Below are 21,347 nucleotides of genomic sequence, written 5' to 3'. Positions count from 1 at the left end.
GTTTAGTTCAAGTTATTGAACTGCCTAATCATTTCCAGCAGCTGCTTGTCTTCTTCAGTTTGCTGGTCTGGTGGTGGTAGTCCTTCTACAGTTAATGGTGCCTGCGTCATTACCCCTGAGTTACCGCCTTGTTTAGCGCGGATAGCTGCGCGCTCTTGGGCTTGAATAAGCTCCAGTGGTACTTCCGGTGGCGGTCCAAGCTCTGGCGGAACAAAGGTGCTACCGACTGAGCGTAAACGTTCTACTTCCTGCTGACGCGCCGCAACCCGACGATTGTAGTTGTCCACTTTTTGCTGGTACTCACGCTCAAGGCGTTCATTCTGGCGCTGTTGGGCTAAGTCTTCCTCAGCCACCATAAATTCTTCGGGGTGCATTTCCCGGTACGCCAAAATTTCTTCTTCTGATGGGATTTGAGAAGGGATAACCAGCTCAGTCAGTGTTTTGGTAGTGAGCTCTGAAGGAGGTAGGCCATTGCGAGCATCCAAAGTATAATTGACCATGCCTTTTGGGGCGGGTGGCCACTTAGCTTCGGGAATATCGGCTAGTGCTTCCTTCATGAAGTCTATCCACAGTGGTAGAGCCGCCTGCGTCGCCGTTTCGTAGCGACCTAGTGGTGCAAGGTCGTCAAAACCTACCCAGACTGTCGTTACTTTGCTGGGCGTAAAGCCACTGAACCAAGCATCGCGTTGATCATTGGTGGTTCCAGTTTTTCCGGCCAAATCTCTACGTTTTAAAATGCGAGTCGCTTTTGCGGCTGTTCCTGAGGTCGCCACATCACGCAGCATGCTGGTGATTTGATACTCGACATAAGGTTCGATAATACGCTTGGCAACCGGATTTCCATTAATACTGGTTGGCATATTTGGTGCTTCAAGCTCAGTTAGGCCCGGGCTGGGACATTGCGTACAAACTGTATCAGGTTTGGTTTCAAATAGTACCCGGTTATCTTTATCAAGAATTTTCCGGATGTAGTAGTTATTAACTTTAAAGCCGCCATTCGCAAAGCTGGCATAGGCCGTAGCAATATCAAGAGGAGCAACTGAGCCGGTACCCAGCGCCAAAGTTAAGTCTTGTGGTAGTGCGGCCTCGTTAAAACCAAAGCGTCTAGCGTAGTTAGATGCTGTCTCGACACCAATCTGTTGAAGCAGTTTGATGGAGATAATATTGCGCGACTTTCTTAAGCCTTCTCGCAACGCTGTTGGGCCGTGGTATTTTTTATCATAGTTCTGTGGAGACCAACTGCTGCCAGGAATTACGATTTCTTCATCCTTTATAACACTGCCTGGAGAATAGTCACCTGTTGCCAATGCTGCGCTATAAACAAAAGGTTTAAAGCTGGAGCCTGGTTGACGCTGAGCTTGTATCGCGCGGTTAAACTTGCTGTAAGTGAAATCAAAGCCGCCAACCATGGCTTCAATTGCGCCATCTTTCGGGTTAACTACTGTGATTGCTCCGGTTACTTTAGGTAGCTGACTTAGCTCCCATTCGTCCTTATCGTTTTTCCCGAGCCAAACGACATCACCTTGTTTTAATACATCGGTTACTTTTTTGACGCTTGGGCCACGGCTATTTTCGCTTTTATAAGTCCTTGCCCATTTGACCTGCTTTAGGCCTAAGGAAATTAGTGTAGAGCTACCTCGGCGTTGAAGCTCTGCTTTTTCGTCATTAACAGTGGTAACGATTGCAGGCTCAATCACTTGATAGTTATTGTAATTCTCCAGCTTCTTTTCGCGGGAGGCTTCATCGGGGTAGTCTGCAAGATTCAGTGTTTCAATCGGGCCGCGATACCCATGACGACGACTGTAGTCAATAAGGTGTTTGCGTAGGATTTTTAAGGCGATATCTTGCTGGTTACTGTCCAGCGTGGTGTAGATTTTCAAGCCAAGCGTGTACATGTTCTCCACGCCGTAACGCTCAAGCGCTTCGGCACGGGCCATTTCCGCCATATACGGCGCATAGGTTTCAGATTCGACCTGATAAACCTTAGCCGACACATCCTCACTCAAGGCTTCTTGGTACTGAACCTGAGTAATGTACCCCTGCTCCATCATTCGCTGCAAAATGTAGTCGCGGCGAATTTTAGCGCGCTTAGGTTGGCTGATGGGATTGTAGCGGGAAGGGGCTTTAGGTAAACCTGCGATCATCGCCATTTGAGCAAGTGACAGGTCCTGAAGTTTTTTGCCGTAGTACACTTCCGCAGCAGAGCCGACACCATAAGCACGGTTACCCAAGAAGATTTTGTTCAGGTAAAGTTCCAAAATTTCTTCTTTGGTGAACTCTTTTTCGATTTTAAGCGCAAGAAATAGCTCTCGAATCTTACGATCGGCTGTTTTTTCTGAGGTTAGGAATAAGTTGCGCGCCAGCTGCATGGTAATCGTACTGGCACCTTGTGAAACCGCTCGATTTCGCAGGGTTGTCACCGCAGCACGGATAATACCTTTAAAGTCGACGCCGACATGGTTCCAGTAGCGCGCATCTTCAATCGCAACAAAGGCATTGATCATGTCTTTAGGGATTTCGTCGATGGTTACAGGGCGTCTGCGGAACTGACCAAACTCAGCAATTAGTTGGTTTTCTGCACTATAAACCTGTATTGGAAGCTGCAGTTGGGTGTTGCGTAGTTGGGCCGCTCTGGGTAAGTTCGGCTCATAGAAAAAATAGGCTGCGGCGACTAAAATCACGCCCAGAGAAAATAGCAGAATCGCCGGTGCAAACAAGCTTCTGAAGAGAATTTTTATAATATTAGACATGTCTTAATCGTGTATTAACAGCGGGTTACTCGTCCTTGTAGCGCCGGAACCGTCTGTCTAGAGAGTCGTTAATTCGGATGGTTGAGGGTAGACTATTTTGATGCTTATCGCTACCATTGAGTGACAAATCTAAAGTTCTGGCCATTGGTCGTGAACATATAACAATAAAAATAAGATGGCGGTACCTAATCTGTGTTTTCTTTCAATAAAAAAGGCGGGCTCCTCGGAATTGATATCAGTTCCTCGGCAGTCAAGCTGATTGAGCTCTCCCATAAGAACGGCACCTACCGCGTTGAGAGTTACGGCGTAGCGTCCTTACCTGAAGGTGCCGCGTACGAGCGAGACATCGTCGAGGCGGATCCGGTTGGTGAAGCAATCAAACGTGTACTGAAGCAAAGTCGTACTAAAACCCGACACTGTGCGTTGGGTATTCCATCGTCGATGGCCATTAATAAAGTAATCGCAATGCCGGCATCTATACCTGCTTCTGAAATGGAAGCTCAGGTAACGTTGGAAGCTGAGCAGTACATTCCTTATCCAATGGAAGAAGTTAACTTTGACTTTGAGGTGCTTGGCCCTTCGGCGCAGTCACCTGAAATGGTCGATGTACTTCTGGCTGCAACCCGAACTGAGAATGTTGAAATTCGTTTGGCTGCGGCAGAAATGGCTGGCCTAACGGTCGATGTGGTTGATCTTGAGTCGCACGCGATCGAACTACTATTTAGTACCTTGGTTGATGATGTCATTAAGCACGACACCGTTGCTTTGGTCGATTTTGGCTCATCCATGACCGGTGTTAACGTCTTTGAAAAAGGGCGTGTTGTCTTTGCCCGAGAGCAAGCATTTGGTGGTAAGCAGCTGACCGAAGAAATCATGCAGCGCTATGGCTTGCCTTACTCTGAGGCTGGACTCGCTAAGAAAAACGGTAACTTACCGGAAGGCTATATTCCTGAAGTACTTGATCCATTCCGAGAAAACATGGTTCGTCAGGTTCAACGATTTTTGCAGTTTTATCATGCCTCTACCCAGACTGGGAATGTCGATAAGATTCTGCTATCGGGCGGTTGTGCGAGTATTCCAGGTATTGATGAGCAGATTCAGGATGCAACTGGTGTACCGACTACACTGGCTAACCCATTTTCGAATGTGGTGTTGAATTCACGAGTTAATCCGGCTCGTTTTACCAGTGATATCCCCGCGATGCTTGTATCAACCGGACTGGCTCTGCGAGGAATTATCTAATGGCAGGATTAAATTTATTACCTTGGCGCGAACAGGCTCGCAAAGATAGCCAAAAACAATTCGTAATGACGGTAGTTGGTGCGGTGGCTGTTTCAGCATTGACGGTATTTGCCGGTTACAGTTTTTATCAGGATCAGATTACTAAGCAGGAAACGCGTAATCAGTATTTGACCACTGAGATTAAGAAGCTGGATGAAACGATCGCTAAGATTAAGAAGCTGGATGTAACGCGTAAGGCATTGTTAGACCGCATTACGATTATCGAAGGCTTGCAGTCTACTCGTCCTGGCATTGTTCACTTGTTTGATGAGATGGTGAAATCGCTTCCTAAGGGCTTGTACCTAACCAATCTTGAGCAGAAAGAAAACAAAATTAAACTGGAAGGGAAGGCAGAGTCTAATGCACGCGTTTCCAGCTACATGAATCGCTTGGATATGTCCCCTTGGCTGAGTTCTTCAGCATTGAATATCATTTCGATCGATACCCGAAAAGAAACGGATAAATTGAGAAACTTTAGCCTTAGCGTTACTCAGTTATTGAAATCCGGCAGCGATGAGGAGATTCAATAATGGCCATTGATTTACAGGAATTAAATAGTCTGATCGATGATCCGGCTAATGTGTCTCTCCCAGTTAAAATCATTGCGATTTTTGCAGTTTGCAGCCTGGTAGTATTTATGGGCTACAAGCTAATCATCATTGATAAGATGAGTGAGTTAGATAGTCGACAGGCGCAAGAGTCAACACTCAAGCAGACTTATGAAACGAAACAGGCACGAGCGAATCAGCTGCCTGCTTTTCGGGCTCAGTTAAAAGAGATGCAAGTATCATTTGGCTCGCTGATGAAGCAGCTGCCAAGTGGGACTGAAATCCCGGGACTTATCTTGGATATCTCGGAGAAGGGTTTGTCTAACGGATTGGAAATCGAGTTATTCCAACCGAAGCCTGAAGGGCAAAAAGAGTTCTATGCGGAAAAGCCAATTGTGCTCAAAGCGAATGGAACTTATAACCAGTTGGCTGCGTTTGTGAGCGATATCTCTGGTTTGCCGCGAATTGTAACCATTTCTGACATTCGACTGTCACCTGAAAAGGTGAAGGACGATAAAAAGAAGAAGAATGCATCCTTCCGATTGACGATGGAAGCGATGATTACAACCTATCGCTATCTTGATGAAAATGATGAAGGTAATAGCTAATGAACACTAAAATGTTGCCTCGTAAGGTATTGTTACCCATCTGCTGCTGTGCGGCCAGTGTGCTTTTGTCTGGTTGTATTCAGGATACGTCAGACTTAGACGTGTATTTTGAATCACACAGAGCCAAGCCTGCACGACCCATTTCTCCGATTCCGGAAGTAAAGCCATATTTACGTTATGTGTATCCGGAGAATGAAAAGGACCCGTTTGATGTCTCCATGTTGGAGCCAAATGAAGTGCCGGTCGTAGACTCGGGTATTGAAGTGGATACCACGCGAGTGAAAGAATTCCTGGAAGGCTTCCCGCTAGACAGTTTAAAGATGGTGGGTACCGTGCAGAAAGATAATAAGCTATGGGCGTTAATTAAGATTCCAGATGGTGGAGTTCAAAGCGTCAGGCAGGGAAATTATGTTGGGCAAAACTACGGCAAGATTGTCTCGGTGTCCGAGGCGAAACTAGACTTGTCTGAAATTGTAACCAATGGATTGGGCGGATATAAAGAGCAGGATAACAAGCTGCTGTTGGAGCAATAAGCGACACTCACGATTGCCGCCTGAACCAATGGTGTGCCTGTGACTAAAATGAATAATAATAAATAGGTCTGAACATGAAAACAATAACGCGACTGATGACTGCCATCGCCCTGCCTTTGGGGTTGCTTGCATCTGCTGACGGCTTCGCGGCCGCGCGACTCCAGAAAGTAGATGCAGTTAGTCAGGGAAACGGTAGTACCCAGCTAAGGCTTTTCTTTGACTCTGCGGTTAGAGCGCCGACTACATTCCCTGTGGCTTCTTCTGGAATGATTGTACTTGATTTTGCTGATGCTGAATCGGCACTAGGTGTTCGCAAGCAATTGATTCGCTCTCCCTATGTTAATAGCGTTAGAACGGCAACCGGTAGCGGTAAGCTGCGGGTGATGGTCGGGTTAACACAAAAGGCGGAGTTTCAGACTAAAATTCAAGGCTCTCAGGTTCTGGTGACCTTTAGCCGGGCAGGTGTGCCTGCGCAGCCAGTGCGTGCCATGAATACTCAAGGTCCGGCTGTTCAGCAGCGTGCGATCTCACACCAGGCGCAAGCCAGTAATTACATCCCGAGGCCCGCAGCCTCTGTACCGAAGCGTACTGTCGCCAAGCGGGTTAGCCATTTAGCGCCGATTGATTTCAGACGTGATGCGAGTGGAAACGGCATGGCGATTATCAAGCTGCCAAGCTCTGCAACGAAGGTGAGTGCGGTCAAAAATGGTAATTTGGTGGTTGTAACTGTGCGTGATGTGGCGACTAAAGAGCCACGTAAGCGATTGAATGTAATGGATTTCGCAACGCCTGTCTCGTTTGTTGATATTGAACGTAAAGGTGCCGATGCATTAATTAAGTTAGTGGCTAATACTGCCTTCGAACATGAAATTTCTCGTGATGGCAATCAGTATAAAATTACAATGAAGCGCATAAAGCGTGTAGTGAAGCCAGTTGATCCACTCAAGCCAAAACAGAAAACGTATAAAGGTAAACCTCTCTCACTAAACTTCCAGGATATTGAAGTCCGTTCTGTATTACAGCTGCTAGCAGACTTTACCGATAAGAATATTGTGGTTAGCGACAGTGTGAAGGGCAATATCACCTTGCGCCTGAAGTCTGTTCCTTGGGATCAGGCATTGGATATTGTGCTTGAGTCCAAAGGCTTAGCTATGCGCAGTAATGGTAATGTAATTTGGGTTGCACCAGCGGTTGAGCTGCAAGCCAAAGAACAACAAGAGCTTCAGGCTTTACAGCGTAAGAAAGCATTAGAGCCATTGGTAACTGAGTACATCGCGGTTAACTTTGCTAAGGCTGACGAGATGATGAGCCTTGTTAATAACCAAACAAATGGAAAGAACAATTCCATGTTGTCTGATCGCGGTAATGTCTCAGTGGATAGCCGAACAAATACATTGCTAGTACAAGATACCGTTAGCCGTGTTGATCAAATTCGCAATATGGTGAAGAGTTTAGACGTTCCAGTTAGGCAGGTCTCAGTTGAAACGCGAATCGTTATTGCCAGTGACACTTTCAGTAAGGAGCTAGGCGCACGCTTTGGTGTAACTAAGCTGTCTTCAGTGGGTAGTTCAGGAACGGGAACGACCTCTGGTTCACTAGAGTCAACCAGCAGTATCTTAAGTGATGTGGCTGATGGTGTATCCGTGGGTTTGCCAGGTATTAGTGATCGCTTGAATGTGAACCTGCCTGTTACGGGTGCCGCTGGTGCCTTTGGTTTTTCTTTGTTAGCAAAAGATTACCTGCTTGATTTGGAGCTTTCAGCGCTACAGGCTGAGAATAAAGGTGACATCGTGTCAACGCCACGTGTAGTAACGGCTGATAAGAAGAAAGCGACCATCGAGCAAGGTGTTGAGATACCGTATTTGGAAGCAAGCTCTAGTGGTGCAACCAGTGTATCGTTTAAGAAAGCGGTACTAAGCTTAGAAGTAACACCACAGGTAACACCCGATGAGCATGTCATCATGGATCTAAAGGTTAACCAAGATACCGTTGGGTCACTGTACTCTGGTGTGCCAAGTATCAATACACGTGAAGTGAACACTCAGGTGTTGGTCGACAATGGTCAGACAGTCGTATTGGGTGGTGTGCATGAAGAGATTAATGCCCATGATTCGACTAAAGTGCCGGTGCTCAGTGAGTTGCCTTACCTCGGTAAGCTGTTCCAGAATAATGTTAAAAGTAATGAAAAGCGTGAGTTGTTGATTTTTGTAACACCGAAAATCATGAACTAAGTTTTACGCTTGGATTTGAGGGATAAATTAAGGAGCTTTCGAGCTCCTTTTTTTATGTCCGGAAAATTGCAATGCAATCAATGGTCAGAGCGTTTAGAATATAGACCGTCAAAATGGAAAAGAGTGGCACAGTAGCCAGTGAAGCAAAAAATATTTTTGGTTGGCCTAATGGGGGCTGGAAAGTCAACAGTAGGCCGGCAATTGGCGCGCCGCCTGAGAGTGGATTTTTATGATTCTGACCGTTTAATTGTAGAGCGTACCGGAGTTCCGATAGCGACCATTTTCGATATAGAAGGTGAGGATGGATTTCGCGAGCGTGAAACTCAGGTTTTGCAGGAGCTAAGCACCTATCAAGGCTGTGTGATCGCTACCGGTGGTGGTAGTTTGATCCGTCCTGAAAACCGTGAAATCATTAAGAACAGTGGTTGTGTGGTGTATTTGAGGGCCTCTGCGGAAAAGCTGTATTCAAGGATTAAGCATGATAAAGCACGTCCGTTGATGCAGACAGAAAACCCACTGCAAACATTGCGTGATTTGTTGGCTGTACGGGAACCTGCTTATTTGGATACTGCGGATATCGTGATTCGTACCGGGCATGAGAAAGTCAGTGTTGTCATGCATCGTATTGAGAAAGCATTAAGAAGGGAAAGGCGTAATGCAAACATTAACCGTTGAGTTAGGTGATCGCAGTTATCCGATTTATATCGGCACAGGCTTGTTAAAGCGGCCAGAACTTTTCACGCCATTTATTCATGGTAATAGTACGATCGTTGTTTCTAATGAAACGGTCGCGCCGTTGTATCTGAAAACAGTGCAGGAAAACCTGACTGCATATAAGAACTCCGATGTAGCGCTGCCTGATGGTGAGAATTTTAAAACGCTGGAAGTCTTAAATCAGATTTTCACCGGCATGCTGGAAAATCATTGTGACAGACGGACGACCTTACTAGCCTTAGGTGGCGGTGTCGTTGGTGACATGGGCGGGTTTGCTGCCGCGAGTTACCAGCGAGGCATTAACTTTATTCAAGTACCTACGACCTTGCTGTCCATGGTTGATTCATCCGTTGGTGGAAAGACTGGCGTTAATCACGCGATGGGTAAAAACATGATTGGTGCGTTTTACCAGCCCCAATGTGTAATCATCGATACTGAAACCCTAAGTACCTTATCAGATCGCGAGTTGAGTGCTGGCTTGGCGGAAGTCATTAAGTACGGTTTGATTCGCGATCCGGAGTTCCTTGTTTGGTTGCAAGAAAATATGACCAAACTAATGGCGCGTGATCCTGAAGCCCTAGCTTATGCTATTTACCAGTCCTGTCAGCATAAAGCGGATTTAGTCGCAGCGGATGAACGTGAAACTGGGCAACGTGCTCTATTAAACCTTGGCCACACCTTTGGTCATGCCATTGAAACTGAAATGGGTTATGGCAATTGGTTACATGGTGAAGCGGTTGCTGCTGGCACAGTGATGGCTGCTGAGCTATCGCAGAAAATGGGGTGGTTATCTGAAGCCGATGTTGAGTTGGTTAAATCCTTATTTGTGCTAGCTAAGTTGCCTGTTGAGCCTCCAGCTGAAGTATCACCTCAAGCGTTTATGAAACATATGAAGCGTGATAAGAAAGTGCAAGATGGTGTCATGAACCTGATATTGCTACGCAAAATTGGCGAAGCCGTTACTAGTAATGATTACGATCCACAAGCACTTGACGCGGTTCTGGAGCGGGTATGATTGCGGATTATGCGGCATCGCCTGAGAGTAGCCGAGGGCGGCAGCACGATGAGCCATCTCCGACGTTTCGCACTGAATATCAGCGCGACCGCGACCGTATTATCCATTCCACTGGCTTTCGACGCTTAGAGTATAAAACTCAGGTTTTCGTCAATCATGAAGGCGATTTATACCGAACCCGTCTGACGCATTCCATGGAAGTCGCTCAAATTGCCCGCTCGATAGCACGAACGCTGGCACTCAATGAAGACCTGACCGAAGCCATTTCCTTGGCGCATGACTTAGGCCACACCCCATTTGGGCATGCCGGACAAGATGCACTAAATGCCTGTATGAAACCCTATGGCGGCTTCGAACATAATTTACAGTCACTGCGTGTGGTTGATCACTTAGAAATAAAATACGCCGAATTTCAGGGCTTAAATCTCACCTTTGAAACCCGCGAAGGCATTCTCAAGCACTGTGCTTTAAAAAACGCGCAAGAATTAGGGCCGGTCGCACAGCGATTTTTGGATAAAACTCAGGCGAGCCTTGAGGCGCAGCTTACCAATATTTCCGATCAGATTGCTTATAATAATCATGATATTGATGATGGTATTCGCTCTGGCTTGCTGACAATTGAGCAGCTGCGCGAGACCGATATGTTCGCCTTGCACTATGATCAGGTGAAGTGGAAGTATCCAGATTTGGATGATAATCGCAGTGTGCACGAAACAATTCGCCGCATGATTGGTGAGCAAGTAGTTGATCTGGTAAACACAAGCCGTGGTTTAATCGAAGATGCAGGCGTAAAACATATTGATGAAGTGAGGGCGCAAGCTGCTCCATTAATTCGCTTTAGTGATGACATGTTTAACCAAAGTCGCTTAATGAAAAAATTCCTGAGAGAAAATTTATACTTTCATCATCAGGTTTATCGCATGACCCGCAAGGCGCAGCAGATTATTGAAGCGCTGTTTACTGCCTTTATTGATGATGTGCGCTTATTGCCGCCAGAGCATCAGGCTTATGCCAAAGCGGCACAGCTAAAAGGCGGAACCACCGATTATGCCCGAGTCGTTGCTGACTATGTCGCTGGTATGACTGACCGCTTTGCGATTAAGGAATACAGCCGCTTATTCGCGATGGGCACCAGTTTGCTGTAACGCAAGCTAAATAGATAAAACGTACCGATTGTCTGACCAATGGCCTTTCAGCTTGTTTAAAACACCTCGTTATGTCATATTATTGAACAATAATAAAAATTAAAGCAGCGCGAAGGTACTAAATGCCAAGCTGCTACATAGGTGCGACGTGAAAAATTATCACTCATTTGCTTTACTGCTTCCTCGCTGGATACATCAGCTAATTCGATTCTTTGCCCATTTACTGACCTTTTCAGCGGCTTCGGTATTGCTGTTTCTGTTAGGCTTTTATGTGATTCCAGCCTTTGCTGAGAAAGTCCCTGCAATGACAGAGTCCATAGCACAGTTAGCTAAACAAAAGCTTCCACAGCCTGTTGCTATTACCGACTTAACGGATACCGATGGCGATGGTTTACCTGATGAACTTGAGGTGCGCTTTGGCTCTGAGCTAATGCTTAGCGACACTGATGGCGATGGGATAAAAGATGGTCTGGAAGTCGGGAGTAATTATAACGTTCCGCTTGATACTGACGGTGATGGCCGATTGGACCTACTGGATGAAGATGATGATGGCGACGGCATTCCTTCTATCATCGAAGGGACCAGCGATGCTGATAAAGACGGCTTGGCTAACTACCTCGATAAAGACTCTGATAATGATGGCATTCTCGATCATGACGAAGCGGGCTTAAGCTTAGTTGATCAGGATAACGACCGAGTAGATGATAAGTTTGATGCGGATGCCACCGGTGGTGAGGATACGAATGGGGATGGCATTGATGATAATGTGACTCTGGCCGACCTTGATCAAAATGGTATTGCTGATTTCTTAGAAAGCACTAGCACCGTTCTCGCAGCAAAGCCAAAATCCAACGCCAACGCCAACGCCAACGCCAACGCCAACGCCAACGCCAACGCCAACGCCAACGCCAACGCCAACGCCAAATTAGCCACCAAGACCAAACAAGTCTTCAGTGACGATACTGACCAAGATGGCATTCCAGATATTGCAGAAATAGGGCAGGATAAAAATCACCCGCAAGACAGCGACCGCGATGGCATTATCGACCGTTTAGATAACGACGATGACAATGACGGTATTTTAACTCGTCTGGAAGATGTGGATGGAGATGGCTCGCCGTTAAATGACGACACCGATAATGATGGTGTACCGAATTATCAGGACGCTAACGATGATGGCGATAGCCGACTAACTAAGCTGGAAGGCGCAACGGCCGACTCAGATAACGATGGTATTCCTGATTATTTAGATCGCGACGAGGCGACAAGTAACTCACCACCAAAAGTTGTTGTGTTATATCAGGAAGCGCCTGCCCCAGCGAGTAGCAGGCCAACCTTTAATCTTGCGGTAACCGACTAATTGCCCATTAAGCTTAATAAGTATTTAATCTGACTGCTCACCCGTTTGCAGCATTTCCCTGGCTAATGCGCGAGTCGACTCTGTAATTTCAATACCACCCATCATACGGGCAATTTCTTCAACACGTTCATCCGCCTGCAAATCCAACATGCCAGTGCTGGTACTCGTCTTGCCTTTAATCTTAGTTACTTTGTAATGCTGATGAGCTTGGGATGCCACTTGCGGTAAATGCGTCACACATAGCACTTGTCGGCTAGAGCCTAGTTTGCGCAATTGCTGACCAACCACCTCTGCAGTACCACCACCAATACCGGTATCAACCTCATCAAAAATCAATGCGGGCAATGTCACTTTTTGTGCGGCAATCATTTGAATAGCCAGCGAAATTCGTGAGAGCTCACCACCTGAAGCCACTTTAATCAGTGCTTTCAGTGGTTGTCCGGGATTGGCGCTGACCTGAAACTCAATATCATCCAAGCCATGTGTAGTGAATTTACTTTCTGCATCATAATCGCAGCGAATTTCAAATACGCCACCGCCCATCCCTAGTTGTTGCATGGCTGTAGAAACGCCTTGTCCTAGTTGCTTTGCTGCTTTTTGGCGCGCTTTATGAAGTTTTTCAGCCGTCTCTAAATATTGTTCACGTGCCTTATCTAATTTAGCCTGCAAAGCATCCAAGTCATAATCGCCGCCATCCAATTCAGCAAGTCGCGTGCTCAGACTATTAAATTTCTCAGGTAACTCTTCTGGTGTGACATTGTGCTTACGCGCCATTTGCAGCAAATCAGAAATGCGCTTTTCAACCCAATCCAAGCGCTGTGGGTCAAGCTCTAAACTGTCCTGATAATTACGTAATAAACCCGTCGCTTCTTCAATTTGAATACGGGCTTCGGTCAGTAATGCCAGCGGTTCTGTGAGCGCGCTATCCAATCGCTCCTGATCAGATAGGTCGGTAATTAGATGACTAAGAATAGAGTAAACCGAGTTCTCATCGGCATCATAAAGCTGCTCAATACCACCGGCTGCGGTTTGCAATAACTCGCCAGCATTCGAGAGGCGTGAGTGCTCTTCATCCAATTGAGCATACTCACCTTCAACCAACTCCAGCGTTTCCAGCTCTTGGGTTTGAAAGCTGAGCAAATCAATTTGTGCTTGATGGTCGCTGCTCTGATCGGTCAGCTGTCTTAGTTTGTCATTCAGCTGTTTCCACTCGCTGTAATGTTTATCCAGCGTTTGCAGTTGCTTGGCATGGCTGCCGTAATCATCCAGCAACTGCCGCTGCATTTCTTTTTTCATCAGCGACTGATGTTCATGCTGGCCGTGGATATCCACCACTTGCTCGCCAAGTTGACGCAGCATGGTGAGGTTGGTTGGCGTGCCGTTTATCCAGGCGCGAGATTTGCCACTACTGGTAATTACCCGCCGTAAAATACACTGTTCATCCTGATCCAAATCCTGATCTTTTAGCCACTGCATAGCCGATGGGGTATCAGAGACATCAATGCTCAGGGTGATTTCAGTTTTCTCTGCACCATGGCGTACCACGCCGCTATCCGCGCGGTCGCCCAATACCAGTCCAATAGCATCAATCAGAATTGATTTACCAGCGCCAGTTTCGCCGGTTAGCGCGGTCATGCCGGGCTCCAGCTCTAGGTCCAGCGTTTCGATAATGGCAAAGTCGCGCAGAAAAATATGGCTTAACATAAATAGGGTGCAGGGAGTAAATGAGGGCTCATTGTGCCAGCGAATCGAGGCTTTGCCTAGCAAAGCCAGATAAGGCGAATGGGCAAATTAGGGAGGGGTGGTGCTCCAGCCGAGTTTAGTCCGTAGAATCTGATAATAATCATAATTCTCAGGATGAATCAGGCGCAGTTTATGAGGATGCTGGCGAATAACAATCCGGTCTCCGGCCAATAAATCCAGATTAGACTGACCATCAAAAGAGATACGTGAATCCACATTGCGAGACTCACACAACAGAATTTCAATCACACTATCAGAGTGAACAACAATTGGGCGATGACTGAGTGTGTGCGGGCAAATTGGCACAAGCACAACGGCGTTTAACCCAGGATGCAGAATAGGGCCACCGGCTGATAATGAGTAAGCCGTGGAGCCCGTTGGCGTGGAAATCACCATGCCATCGGCACGTTGAGTATTCACAAAGTGGCCATCGATTTGGGTATCAAACTCGATCATTCGCACATCATTGCGTACATGCAGTGCCACATCGTTCAGTGCATTACGGCTGCCGAGCAGGGTGTCGCCGCGGTAGACTTCGGTTTGCAATAATGTGCGCGGCTCAACCGTGTAATGACCTTCCAGCATGGCATGCAGTTGCTCGTCTAATTTCTCCGGTGAGATATCAACCAGAAACCCTAGGCGGCCAAGATTAATGCCGATAATAGGAATATCTTCAGTGGCTAGTAAGCGCCCAACTTGCAGCAATGTTCCGTCACCACCGACCACAATTGCCATATCAATCTGGCTAGCCAACTCTTGGTCAGTAAAAGAGGGTGAAGTACCTACAAAACTCGCTACGGTGTGGGTCGTCAGTACAGTGAAGTCTTGTGTAGTCAGGAAGGTGTGAAGTTGAACCAGAGTGTCGGCTATTCGGGGGTCTTCCTGTTTGGAGAATAGGCCGATTCGGTTAAAGGAGCGCATACGATTTTCCAGCTCTGATCAGGTTCATTAGAGTGGCAAACCTTGCTGCTAAATGCAAGAGGGCTAATTCTATATTGCAAGCATTCCAATTCGTCCCCATATAACAGTAATATATGTATAACTAACAGAATCCGAAACCTTAATGGCAACGAATAAAAGCAAACTGAATGAACGGGCGCTACAGCTGCTTAAAGTGTTGATTGAGGCCTATATTATCGACGGCGAGCCTATTGGATCTTCGACACTGGCCAAGCGTAGCGGTCTGAAAATAAGCCCGGCCACGGTGCGTAATGTCATGGCCAATTTGGAAGATCTTGGCTACATTCATGCGCCACATACTTCTGCAGGTCGTGTTCCAACCGCGCAGGGCTATCGTTTATTTGTCGATTCATTAGTCAATATTCAAACGCTTGATGAGCAGGATCTACAAGCCTTTCAAGGGCGTTTTAGCGATACGCACTCCCAAAGTCAGTTAATTAAAACAGCGTCCAGTTTGCTCTCCAATGTGACTCAGCTGGCTGGTGTGGTGACCTTCCCGCAAGCCAAAGCGCTTGAGTTGCGGCATATCGAATTTCTGTATTTATCTAAAGACCAAGTGCTGGTGGTCTTGGTGATGAGCGACAACGAAATACAAAATCGCATTATTCATACCGATCGCGAATATCAGCCCGGCGAATTGCAGCAGGTGGGTAATTATCTGAATCAGCATTTAAATGGTTTGGACTTACAAGCGGCTCGCCAGCACTTAATCGAAGCGATGAAAAACGATCGTGAAGCCTTGAATTTGATGATGCAATCAGCGATTGAATTAGGTGAAAAAGCCTTTGAAGCGGTGCCGGATGGCAGTGTAGAAGACGAAGGTTGCTTGATTGTCGGCAAAACCAAGCTGATGGATTACGAAGATCTGTCAGATATCGGCACCTTGCGTCAAATCTTTAATGCCTTTAATGAAAAGCGTGAAGTGCTCACTTTGCTAGATAGCTGTATTCAAGCGAATGGTGTGCAGATATTTATCGGGCGTGAATCCGGTCGTGCGGTGTTTAATGATTGTAGTCTGGTGACTGCGCCTTACAGTATCGATGATAAGCATATCGGAGTGCTGGGCGTGATTGGCCCTAAGCGCATGCAATACGAGCGTATTATTCCGGTGGTTGATATTACCTCGCGTTTATTAACCGCAGCGCTTCGGTCAAAAATGGCGTGAGCTAGTAAGTTAACGCCATGGGTCGCCCTTGAACATCTACAATATTGATCTGAGTTTCATAAAGATCGGAAAGCAGGGTAGAGTCAAAAATGTCAGCGGTACTACCTGCTGCAAATACCGTTCCTTGTTTCATGGCGATAATATGATCGGCGTAGCGGGCGGCATAGTTCAAATCATGCAATACCAATACAAAAGTCCGGCTTTGATTGTCAGGTTCCTGAATTAGGTGCATTAAGCGGCGAGCGTGGCTTAAATCCAGATTATTTAATGGCTCATCGAGCAATACGGTCTTTGCATCCTGAGCAAAATTCATGGCCAATAAAGCCCTTTGTCTCTGGCCTCCGGATAGCGTATCGAGAAACCGTCCGGCTAATGTATCAAGGTCAAAGGCCGCTAACGCTTTATCGACCAGAATATCGTCCTTTTCTGTATGCCGACCTTTGTTATGCGGGTATCGCCCAAACGCAATTAATTCCCGCACTTGTAAGCGTGAGCCGATGACACTTTCCTGCCGTAAAATTGACATGTCACGCGCAAGCTCTCTGTCTTCATACTCTGTGATCGGGCGATCGTCTAGCAATACCGTTCCCGAATCTGCTTTTTGCAGGCGTGAAATGGTGTGAAGCAGGGTTGATTTACCCGCGCCATTTGGGCCAATGAGTGCTGTTATTTGCTGCTTAGGTATTTCAATCGATACTTTGTTTAGAATGGTGCTGCCACCGAGCTTGAGCTCCAGATCTACCGTCTTAATCACCGTTGACGCCTCAGAATAAGATAAATAAAAACCAGTCCGCCAATTAGCTCAATTACGATACTAATGGTCACTTGTAAATTGAGTAAGCGCTCTAGCAATAGCTGGCCGCCAACCACTACCAGCACACCGAATACAATGCTAAGCGGTAATAAGTTGGCATGGCTCTGGTTAGGCGTAAGCCGGTAGACCAAACTACTAATGAGTAAGCCCAGAAACACAACAGGGCCAACCAGCGCAGTTGCCGTGGCTACAAGTAGGGCGATTAGGGTGAGCACCTGAAATGCACAGTTGCGATGATTAACGCCCAAGCCGATCGAAATATCTCGTCCTAATGCCATCACATCCAGTTTGCGATGAATGCTGGCAATGAGGAGTAGTGCTAGCAGCACAATGGCTGCCGCGTAGACCAACAGCGATTCATCGATATTGCTAAAGCGGGCATAGCTGGCACTTTGTACTACTGCGTAATCATTGGGCGACATGACGCGTCCCATAAAGCCAGACAGCGACCTGAATAAAATACCAAAGATAATGCCGGTTAAAATCATGCGGGAGAAGTCCGCTTGCAGGCGCGTCAGCAGGGTACTGAACAACGCAACCGATAGCAGAGTCATCAAGATCAATTCACCGAAAAACTTCCAGTAGGTGGGTAGCGATACATAATCCAGCGCACTAAACAAGAACACAACGCTGGTTTGCAGCAAGACATAGAGCGAGTCGAAGCCCATGAGTGACGGGGTGAGTATGCGATTACTACTGAGTGTCTGGAATAATATGGTGGATACGCCAATCGCTGCGGCAGTAATGACTAGCCCAATTAACGTTGGCAGCCGAAATGTGATAATAAACTGCTTATTGCCCTCAGCGCCCTGAAACAGGTAAATCAGGCAAACAAGGACTGAGATAAGCGTCAGCCAAACAACCGTGTAGGATTTGGAGTGGCGAGCCCGTGTGTATTGCTCACTCATGCTAGGCTCTCTGCGCTGACGGGCTGCTATAGAGCAGCCACAAGGTAATAAACGCGCCGACGACTCCAAATATTGACCCGACGGGGATTTCATAAGGATAGATCACCAAACGGCCCACCACATCACATAGCAGCGTTAGCATGGCTCCAAGATAAGCCACCATCGGTAATGATTTACGTAAATTATCTCCTCGCCAGCGGCTGACAATATTGGGCACAATCAGGCCTATAAATGGAATGATGCCAACCGTTACAACGGTGACTGCTGTCACTACCGAGACCACCAATAAGCCCAACCCGAGTACCGTGTTGTAATTCAAGCCGAGGTTGCGTGCCTGATCTTTGCCTAAGCTGGCGATGGTAAACTGGTCGGCCAGATAATAAGAAAAGATAGCCAGCGCGCCAGCAATCCATAAAAAGTCATAGCGTCCACGAATGATTCCTGAAAATTCACCCGTTAGCCAAATGTCGACTAATTGCAATAAGTCGGCCTGCCAGGCGAGCCACATTGCAATAGCACCAATCACACCGCCGTAGATAATGCCTACCAATGGAACGAGGTAGGTGTCACGTACCGGAAGCTTACGCACCAATAACAGAAACAACCCGGTTCCCAGTAAAGCAGCGAGGCTCGATAAACCCATCTTCATCATGATTGAGCTGCTGGGCAGCCACAAGGTGACCAGTACAATACCTAAAATAGCGGACTGACCACTGCCCGCAGTGGTTGGCTCTACAAAGCGGTTTTGCACCAGCACTTGCATAACCTGACCAGCAATGGCCAGCGAGGTACCCGTGAGTAGCACTGCAAGGGTGCGAGGCAAGCGGCTGGCCGCCATCAGCCATAAGGATTCAGGGTTGCTCAATAAGCTGGCTGGGCTAAGCTCAATCGCGCCAATAAACAGGCTGATGACAGTGCAAGACAGCAGCGCAAGGCCTGCAATAGGCCAGTACGCAGTGGACTTTAAGGAGGCTGACATTGGAGTTCCTATCGCTTACTGAGCAGCGTTAAATGCCTTACTTAACAATGCCAGAGTCCGTAACTGGGACTGAATGCCGCCACTGGCAATGTAGATATCAGCGCTATTCAGATAAACCAGCTGATTATTTTTCCATGCTTTGGTTTGATGAATAATTTCATTGTCCAATGTTTGAGTCGGGCTTTCATCTTTAGCACCGATCGCCGAGCTGCGGTCAATTACTAGTATCCAGTCCGGATCGACTTTGAGTACAAATTCAAAGGAAACGGCATCACCATGGTTCGCAATGCTGATGTCGCTGGTTGCGGCTTTCAGATCTAGGGCAGAGTAGATCCATCCAAACCGTGAGCCTGTGCCGAAGGCTGAGACTTTGGGGCCATTGGTCATTAATATCAGCCCATTGCCTTTTCCTTTGGCGGCAGCTTTTGCTTGTGCCAGCGCGTCATCCAATTCGCTCACTAGTTCCTTTGCTTTATCTTGCTTGCCAAACAACTCTCCGTAAGTATTGATTCGTTGACGGGATTGCTCCATTAGAGCGTCACCGGTGATGGTCATATCAACGGCTGGTGCGACTTTGGACACTTTATCTAAGGTTGTTGAAGAGCGACCACCAACAATAATCAGGTCTGGCTTCATCATGGACAGGGCCTTGTAATCCGGCTCAAATAAGCTTCCGGTCACCTTTGCCGATTGGCTCACTTCATCTAGGTAATCAACAAAGACTTCATCAACCGTGCCGTTAACCGTGATGCCCAGCGCGTTTAGGGTGTCGACTGCAGGGATATCAAACACGGCAATGGTTTCTGGTTTGGCATCGACAGTTGCAGGGCCGCGAGCGGTTTCAATCGTTATTGTTTCAGCCATTACGGGACTACAGAGCAATAGCATAGCGAGTGTACTTGCCTTCAGGGAGCGTTGAAGTGTCATAAATCGGTTCCAATAATGCGGGGAAATTAAAACGTAATCTGGGTCGGGAAAAGCTTCATTTGAATCAAAAGATTGACATAGTGTAGACTGTTGTCGCTAATAAAAACAAGAGTAATTCGCATTAGCATTTGTTAAATAAAATATCGAAATTGAGCTAGACGCATTATTCGCACTGGTGGAAACAATTGAGAATGGAGGTCACTAAGACTATGGAATACCGATCAAAAACGCAGGTTTATGCTGAAAAATCACAGCGCTATATCAACTCATTAGGCAAGCATTTTGCGCGCAAAGTCCCTGTTGATTTTGATGAAGACAAGGTGCAGGTACGCTTTGAAATGGGGCTTTGCCAAATGTCAGCTGCTGGCTCTGAAATGAATTTTGAATGCAGTGCAAAGAGTGTAGAGGCGCTGGAAGTCGTCAAGTCGGTGGTGGGCCTGCACATTATTAAGTTTGGTGAGCTGATGAAAACCGAAGTGGTCTGGAGTGATGAGTAACTCGTTATGTCGGTCGCTAGCGCTAACCCTCCGGCGCATAGGTTTTCTTATAGCGTGAGGGTGAGATGGAATATTGTTTGGTGAATGCGGAAATAAAATTTGATGGGTGCTGATAGCCAGACAGATACGCCACTTCACCAATACTTAAGCCATCATAAATCAGTGCTTTTTTAGCTTTCTCCAAGCGCTCGCGGCGAGTGTATTCAATTACTGTCATGCCCGCGCTTGCTTTAAATCGACGCTGTAAGGTGCTGATGCTTAAGTTTAATTGATCAGCAATGGCCTGAAGTGAGGTTGCTTGACCGGCTGGCTCTTGGGCAATGATTTTGCTGATTTGCCAACCAAGGTCATGGCCGTTAGCTAAACTTGATGCTTCTTTGTTTGAGGGTGGCGCGACCTCGGGTAGTTGACTTAAGCACAGGGACAACAGTTGTACCGCCTTAGACTCGACGATCAAGTGATAGCCTGAGTGTTGTTGCTTCTCGGCTTGGATTAGCTCGGAGGCAACCGCCAGAATATCCGGTGAGGTTTGTAAACGATTGAGCTGCGCGTGGCTGTTAAATAGTTGATTAAGCTGTGCGACTTGGGAAGGCGTGCAGCAACGCTTTTTTAGCCAAGATAGCTCGACAAAGATATTCAGCTTTTTAATGGTCATGCCTTGCTGAAAGTGGCGCGTTAGTATTTCTGGCTGCGTTAAGACAAACAGAGAGCATTCAAAGTCAGGGTGATTCATCCCCAGCGTGTATTGCTGGTCTGCCAATGCAAATTGGATTTCACCCTCAAACATCAGGTTAATGCTTAGGCCAGCGGGTAGCTCATTGGCAATCGACGCGGTATTGAGCTCGGTCAGTTCGCCATAGTGGATGGCTAAACCCTCGTGGGTATTTTGATAAGCAAAGTGACCTTGGATCAGGGGGTGAGGCCCATTGCTTAAGTGCTTGCCTGAGCGTTGTTGGCCAAAGTCAGCATGAATTCGTCGCAGGCTTTCTAAGTCAGTCGGTGGGGCTGTTTTAAATTTAGTCATCTTTAAGGTAACCGGAAAAATATAGCGATTTCACACAATCATTTGACGATTCTGCATAGGCTTTATGAGCATTTTGCTGCTGCGACTCCTCTATCATAAATAATAATGATAATCACTTGCAAGTAGAGTTCCGATGGAGAGATGT

General features: G+C 46.9%; 19 protein-coding genes. 11 read left to right on the top strand and 8 right to left on the bottom strand.

Going from position 1 to position 21,347, the window contains the following annotated elements; all coding sequences use genetic code 11:
• Positions 1-2 precede the first annotated feature (2 nt).
• Entirely contained in the window at positions 3-2,750 is a 2,748-nt protein-coding gene (locus tag LEUMU_RS26115; protein WP_022952916.1) for a penicillin-binding protein 1A, read from the bottom strand.
• Positions 2,751-2,942: 192 nt separating this feature from the next.
• On the opposite strand from LEUMU_RS26115, the gene LEUMU_RS0113995 reads away from it, so the two are divergent.
• From LEUMU_RS0113995 to LEUMU_RS0113955, 9 genes are all read left to right on the top strand, one after another.
• Complete coding sequence (locus tag LEUMU_RS0113995) at positions 2,943-3,992, top strand: pilus assembly protein PilM (protein ID WP_022952915.1); 1,050 nt, start codon at positions 2,943-2,945, stop codon at positions 3,990-3,992.
• Positions 3,992-4,561 carry a PilN domain-containing protein gene (locus tag LEUMU_RS0113990; protein ID WP_022952914.1) on the top strand — a complete coding sequence of 190 codons (570 nt, stop codon included), beginning with the start codon at positions 3,992-3,994 and terminating at the stop codon, positions 4,559-4,561. The genes LEUMU_RS0113995 and LEUMU_RS0113990 overlap by 1 nt, the downstream gene beginning before the upstream one ends.
• Positions 4,561-5,187, top strand: a complete 627-nt coding sequence (locus LEUMU_RS0113985; RefSeq protein ID WP_022952913.1) for a type IV pilus inner membrane component PilO — start codon at positions 4,561-4,563, stop codon at positions 5,185-5,187. The genes LEUMU_RS0113990 and LEUMU_RS0113985 overlap by 1 nt, the downstream gene beginning before the upstream one ends.
• Positions 5,187-5,720: a pilus assembly protein PilP gene (locus LEUMU_RS0113980; protein ID WP_022952912.1), complete on the top strand. Its 534-nt coding sequence runs from the start codon at positions 5,187-5,189 to the stop codon at positions 5,718-5,720. The genes LEUMU_RS0113985 and LEUMU_RS0113980 overlap by 1 nt, the downstream gene beginning before the upstream one ends.
• 74 nt (positions 5,721-5,794) lie before the next feature.
• Positions 5,795-7,951, top strand: coding sequence for a type IV pilus secretin PilQ (locus LEUMU_RS0113975; RefSeq protein ID WP_026744778.1), 2,157 nt, complete (start codon positions 5,795-5,797; stop codon positions 7,949-7,951).
• Between the two features lie 138 nt (positions 7,952-8,089).
• Positions 8,090-8,626: a shikimate kinase gene (locus LEUMU_RS0113970; RefSeq protein WP_022952910.1), complete on the top strand. Its 537-nt coding sequence runs from the start codon at positions 8,090-8,092 to the stop codon at positions 8,624-8,626.
• Entirely contained in the window at positions 8,607-9,680 is a 1,074-nt protein-coding gene (gene aroB, locus LEUMU_RS0113965; RefSeq protein WP_022952909.1) for a 3-dehydroquinate synthase, read from the top strand. Before LEUMU_RS0113970 ends, aroB begins: the two co-directional genes overlap by 20 nt.
• Positions 9,677-10,825: a deoxyguanosinetriphosphate triphosphohydrolase gene (locus LEUMU_RS0113960; protein ID WP_022952908.1), complete on the top strand. Its 1,149-nt coding sequence runs from the start codon at positions 9,677-9,679 to the stop codon at positions 10,823-10,825. The genes aroB and LEUMU_RS0113960 overlap by 4 nt, the downstream gene beginning before the upstream one ends.
• A gap of 148 nt (positions 10,826-10,973) precedes the next feature.
• Entirely contained in the window at positions 10,974-12,185 is a 1,212-nt protein-coding gene (locus tag LEUMU_RS0113955) for a hypothetical protein (protein ID WP_022952907.1), read from the top strand.
• Between the two features lie 24 nt (positions 12,186-12,209).
• Here the strand turns inward: LEUMU_RS0113955 and recN are convergent, their stop codons facing one another.
• Both recN and LEUMU_RS0113945 read right to left on the bottom strand, forming a co-directional pair.
• Positions 12,210-13,889 carry a DNA repair protein RecN gene (recN, locus tag LEUMU_RS0113950; protein ID WP_022952906.1) on the bottom strand — a complete coding sequence of 560 codons (1,680 nt, stop codon included), beginning with the start codon at positions 13,887-13,889 and terminating at the stop codon, positions 12,210-12,212.
• 87 nt (positions 13,890-13,976) lie between these two features.
• Complete coding sequence (locus tag LEUMU_RS0113945) at positions 13,977-14,849, bottom strand: NAD(+) kinase (RefSeq protein ID WP_022952905.1); 873 nt, start codon at positions 14,847-14,849, stop codon at positions 13,977-13,979.
• Positions 14,850-14,991: 142 nt separating this feature from the next.
• Between LEUMU_RS0113945 and hrcA the strand changes: the two genes are divergently transcribed.
• Positions 14,992-16,053: a heat-inducible transcriptional repressor HrcA gene (hrcA, locus tag LEUMU_RS0113940; protein ID WP_022952904.1), complete on the top strand. Its 1,062-nt coding sequence runs from the start codon at positions 14,992-14,994 to the stop codon at positions 16,051-16,053.
• A 1-nt stretch (position 16,054) separates the two neighbouring features.
• On the opposite strand, the gene LEUMU_RS0113935 is transcribed toward hrcA, so the two are convergent.
• From LEUMU_RS0113935 to LEUMU_RS0113920, 4 genes are read right to left on the bottom strand one after another with little or no spacing between them, the layout of a single operon-like run.
• Positions 16,055-16,807 carry an iron ABC transporter ATP-binding protein gene (locus LEUMU_RS0113935; protein WP_022952903.1) on the bottom strand — a complete coding sequence of 251 codons (753 nt, stop codon included), beginning with the start codon at positions 16,805-16,807 and terminating at the stop codon, positions 16,055-16,057.
• Positions 16,804-17,775: an iron chelate uptake ABC transporter family permease subunit gene (locus LEUMU_RS0113930; RefSeq protein ID WP_022952902.1), complete on the bottom strand. Its 972-nt coding sequence runs from the start codon at positions 17,773-17,775 to the stop codon at positions 16,804-16,806. Before LEUMU_RS0113930 ends, LEUMU_RS0113935 begins: the two co-directional genes overlap by 4 nt.
• Position 17,776: 1 nt before the next feature.
• The gene (locus tag LEUMU_RS0113925) at positions 17,777-18,754 is read right to left on the bottom strand and encodes an ABC transporter permease (protein WP_022952901.1); all 978 of its coding nucleotides are present in this window, start codon (positions 18,752-18,754) and stop codon (positions 17,777-17,779) included.
• 15 nt (positions 18,755-18,769) lie between these two features.
• Positions 18,770-19,618 carry a siderophore ABC transporter substrate-binding protein gene (locus LEUMU_RS0113920; protein ID WP_022952900.1) on the bottom strand — a complete coding sequence of 283 codons (849 nt, stop codon included), beginning with the start codon at positions 19,616-19,618 and terminating at the stop codon, positions 18,770-18,772.
• A gap of 272 nt (positions 19,619-19,890) precedes the next feature.
• On the opposite strand from LEUMU_RS0113920, the gene LEUMU_RS26110 reads away from it, so the two are divergent.
• Entirely contained in the window at positions 19,891-20,178 is a 288-nt protein-coding gene (locus LEUMU_RS26110; protein WP_022952899.1) for a DUF2218 domain-containing protein, read from the top strand.
• Between the two features lie 22 nt (positions 20,179-20,200).
• Here LEUMU_RS26110 and LEUMU_RS0113910 read toward each other — a convergent pair whose 3' ends face one another.
• A complete protein-coding gene (locus tag LEUMU_RS0113910) occupies positions 20,201-21,202 on the bottom strand; it encodes an AraC family transcriptional regulator (RefSeq protein WP_022952898.1) in 1,002 nt (333 codons plus the stop codon).
• Positions 21,203-21,347: the final 145 nt, after the last annotated feature.

The organism is Leucothrix mucor DSM 2157 (genome assembly GCF_000419525.1).
Classification (GTDB): Bacteria; Pseudomonadota; Gammaproteobacteria; order Thiotrichales; family Thiotrichaceae; genus Leucothrix; species Leucothrix mucor.
This window is presented reverse-complemented; position numbering and strand designations above follow the sequence as displayed.

What these genes read in the sequence shown, in the direction of transcription:
- LEUMU_RS26115 (WP_022952916.1), bottom strand. Translation starts at nt 2,750, where the DNA reads ATGTCTAATATTATAAAAATTCTCTTCAGAAGCTTGTTTGCACCGGCG.
- LEUMU_RS0113990 (WP_022952914.1), top strand. Translation starts at nt 3,992, where the DNA reads ATGGCAGGATTAAATTTATTACCTTGGCGCGAACAGGCTCGCAAAGAT.
- LEUMU_RS0113985 (WP_022952913.1), top strand. Translation starts at nt 4,561, where the DNA reads ATGGCCATTGATTTACAGGAATTAAATAGTCTGATCGATGATCCGGCT.
- LEUMU_RS0113980 (WP_022952912.1), top strand. Translation starts at nt 5,187, where the DNA reads ATGAACACTAAAATGTTGCCTCGTAAGGTATTGTTACCCATCTGCTGC.
- LEUMU_RS0113975 (WP_026744778.1), top strand. Translation starts at nt 5,795, where the DNA reads ATGAAAACAATAACGCGACTGATGACTGCCATCGCCCTGCCTTTGGGG.
- aroB (WP_022952909.1), top strand. Translation starts at nt 8,607, where the DNA reads ATGCAAACATTAACCGTTGAGTTAGGTGATCGCAGTTATCCGATTTAT.
- LEUMU_RS0113960 (WP_022952908.1), top strand. Translation starts at nt 9,677, where the DNA reads ATGATTGCGGATTATGCGGCATCGCCTGAGAGTAGCCGAGGGCGGCAG.
- recN (WP_022952906.1), bottom strand. Translation starts at nt 13,889, where the DNA reads ATGTTAAGCCATATTTTTCTGCGCGACTTTGCCATTATCGAAACGCTG.
- LEUMU_RS0113945 (WP_022952905.1), bottom strand. Translation starts at nt 14,849, where the DNA reads ATGCGCTCCTTTAACCGAATCGGCCTATTCTCCAAACAGGAAGACCCC.
- hrcA (WP_022952904.1), top strand. Translation starts at nt 14,992, where the DNA reads ATGGCAACGAATAAAAGCAAACTGAATGAACGGGCGCTACAGCTGCTT.
- LEUMU_RS0113930 (WP_022952902.1), bottom strand. Translation starts at nt 17,775, where the DNA reads ATGAGTGAGCAATACACACGGGCTCGCCACTCCAAATCCTACACGGTT.
- LEUMU_RS0113925 (WP_022952901.1), bottom strand. Translation starts at nt 18,754, where the DNA reads ATGTCAGCCTCCTTAAAGTCCACTGCGTACTGGCCTATTGCAGGCCTT.
- LEUMU_RS0113920 (WP_022952900.1), bottom strand. Translation starts at nt 19,618, where the DNA reads ATGGCTGAAACAATAACGATTGAAACCGCTCGCGGCCCTGCAACTGTC.
- LEUMU_RS26110 (WP_022952899.1), top strand. Translation starts at nt 19,891, where the DNA reads ATGGAATACCGATCAAAAACGCAGGTTTATGCTGAAAAATCACAGCGC.
- LEUMU_RS0113910 (WP_022952898.1), bottom strand. Translation starts at nt 21,202, where the DNA reads ATGACTAAATTTAAAACAGCCCCACCGACTGACTTAGAAAGCCTGCGA.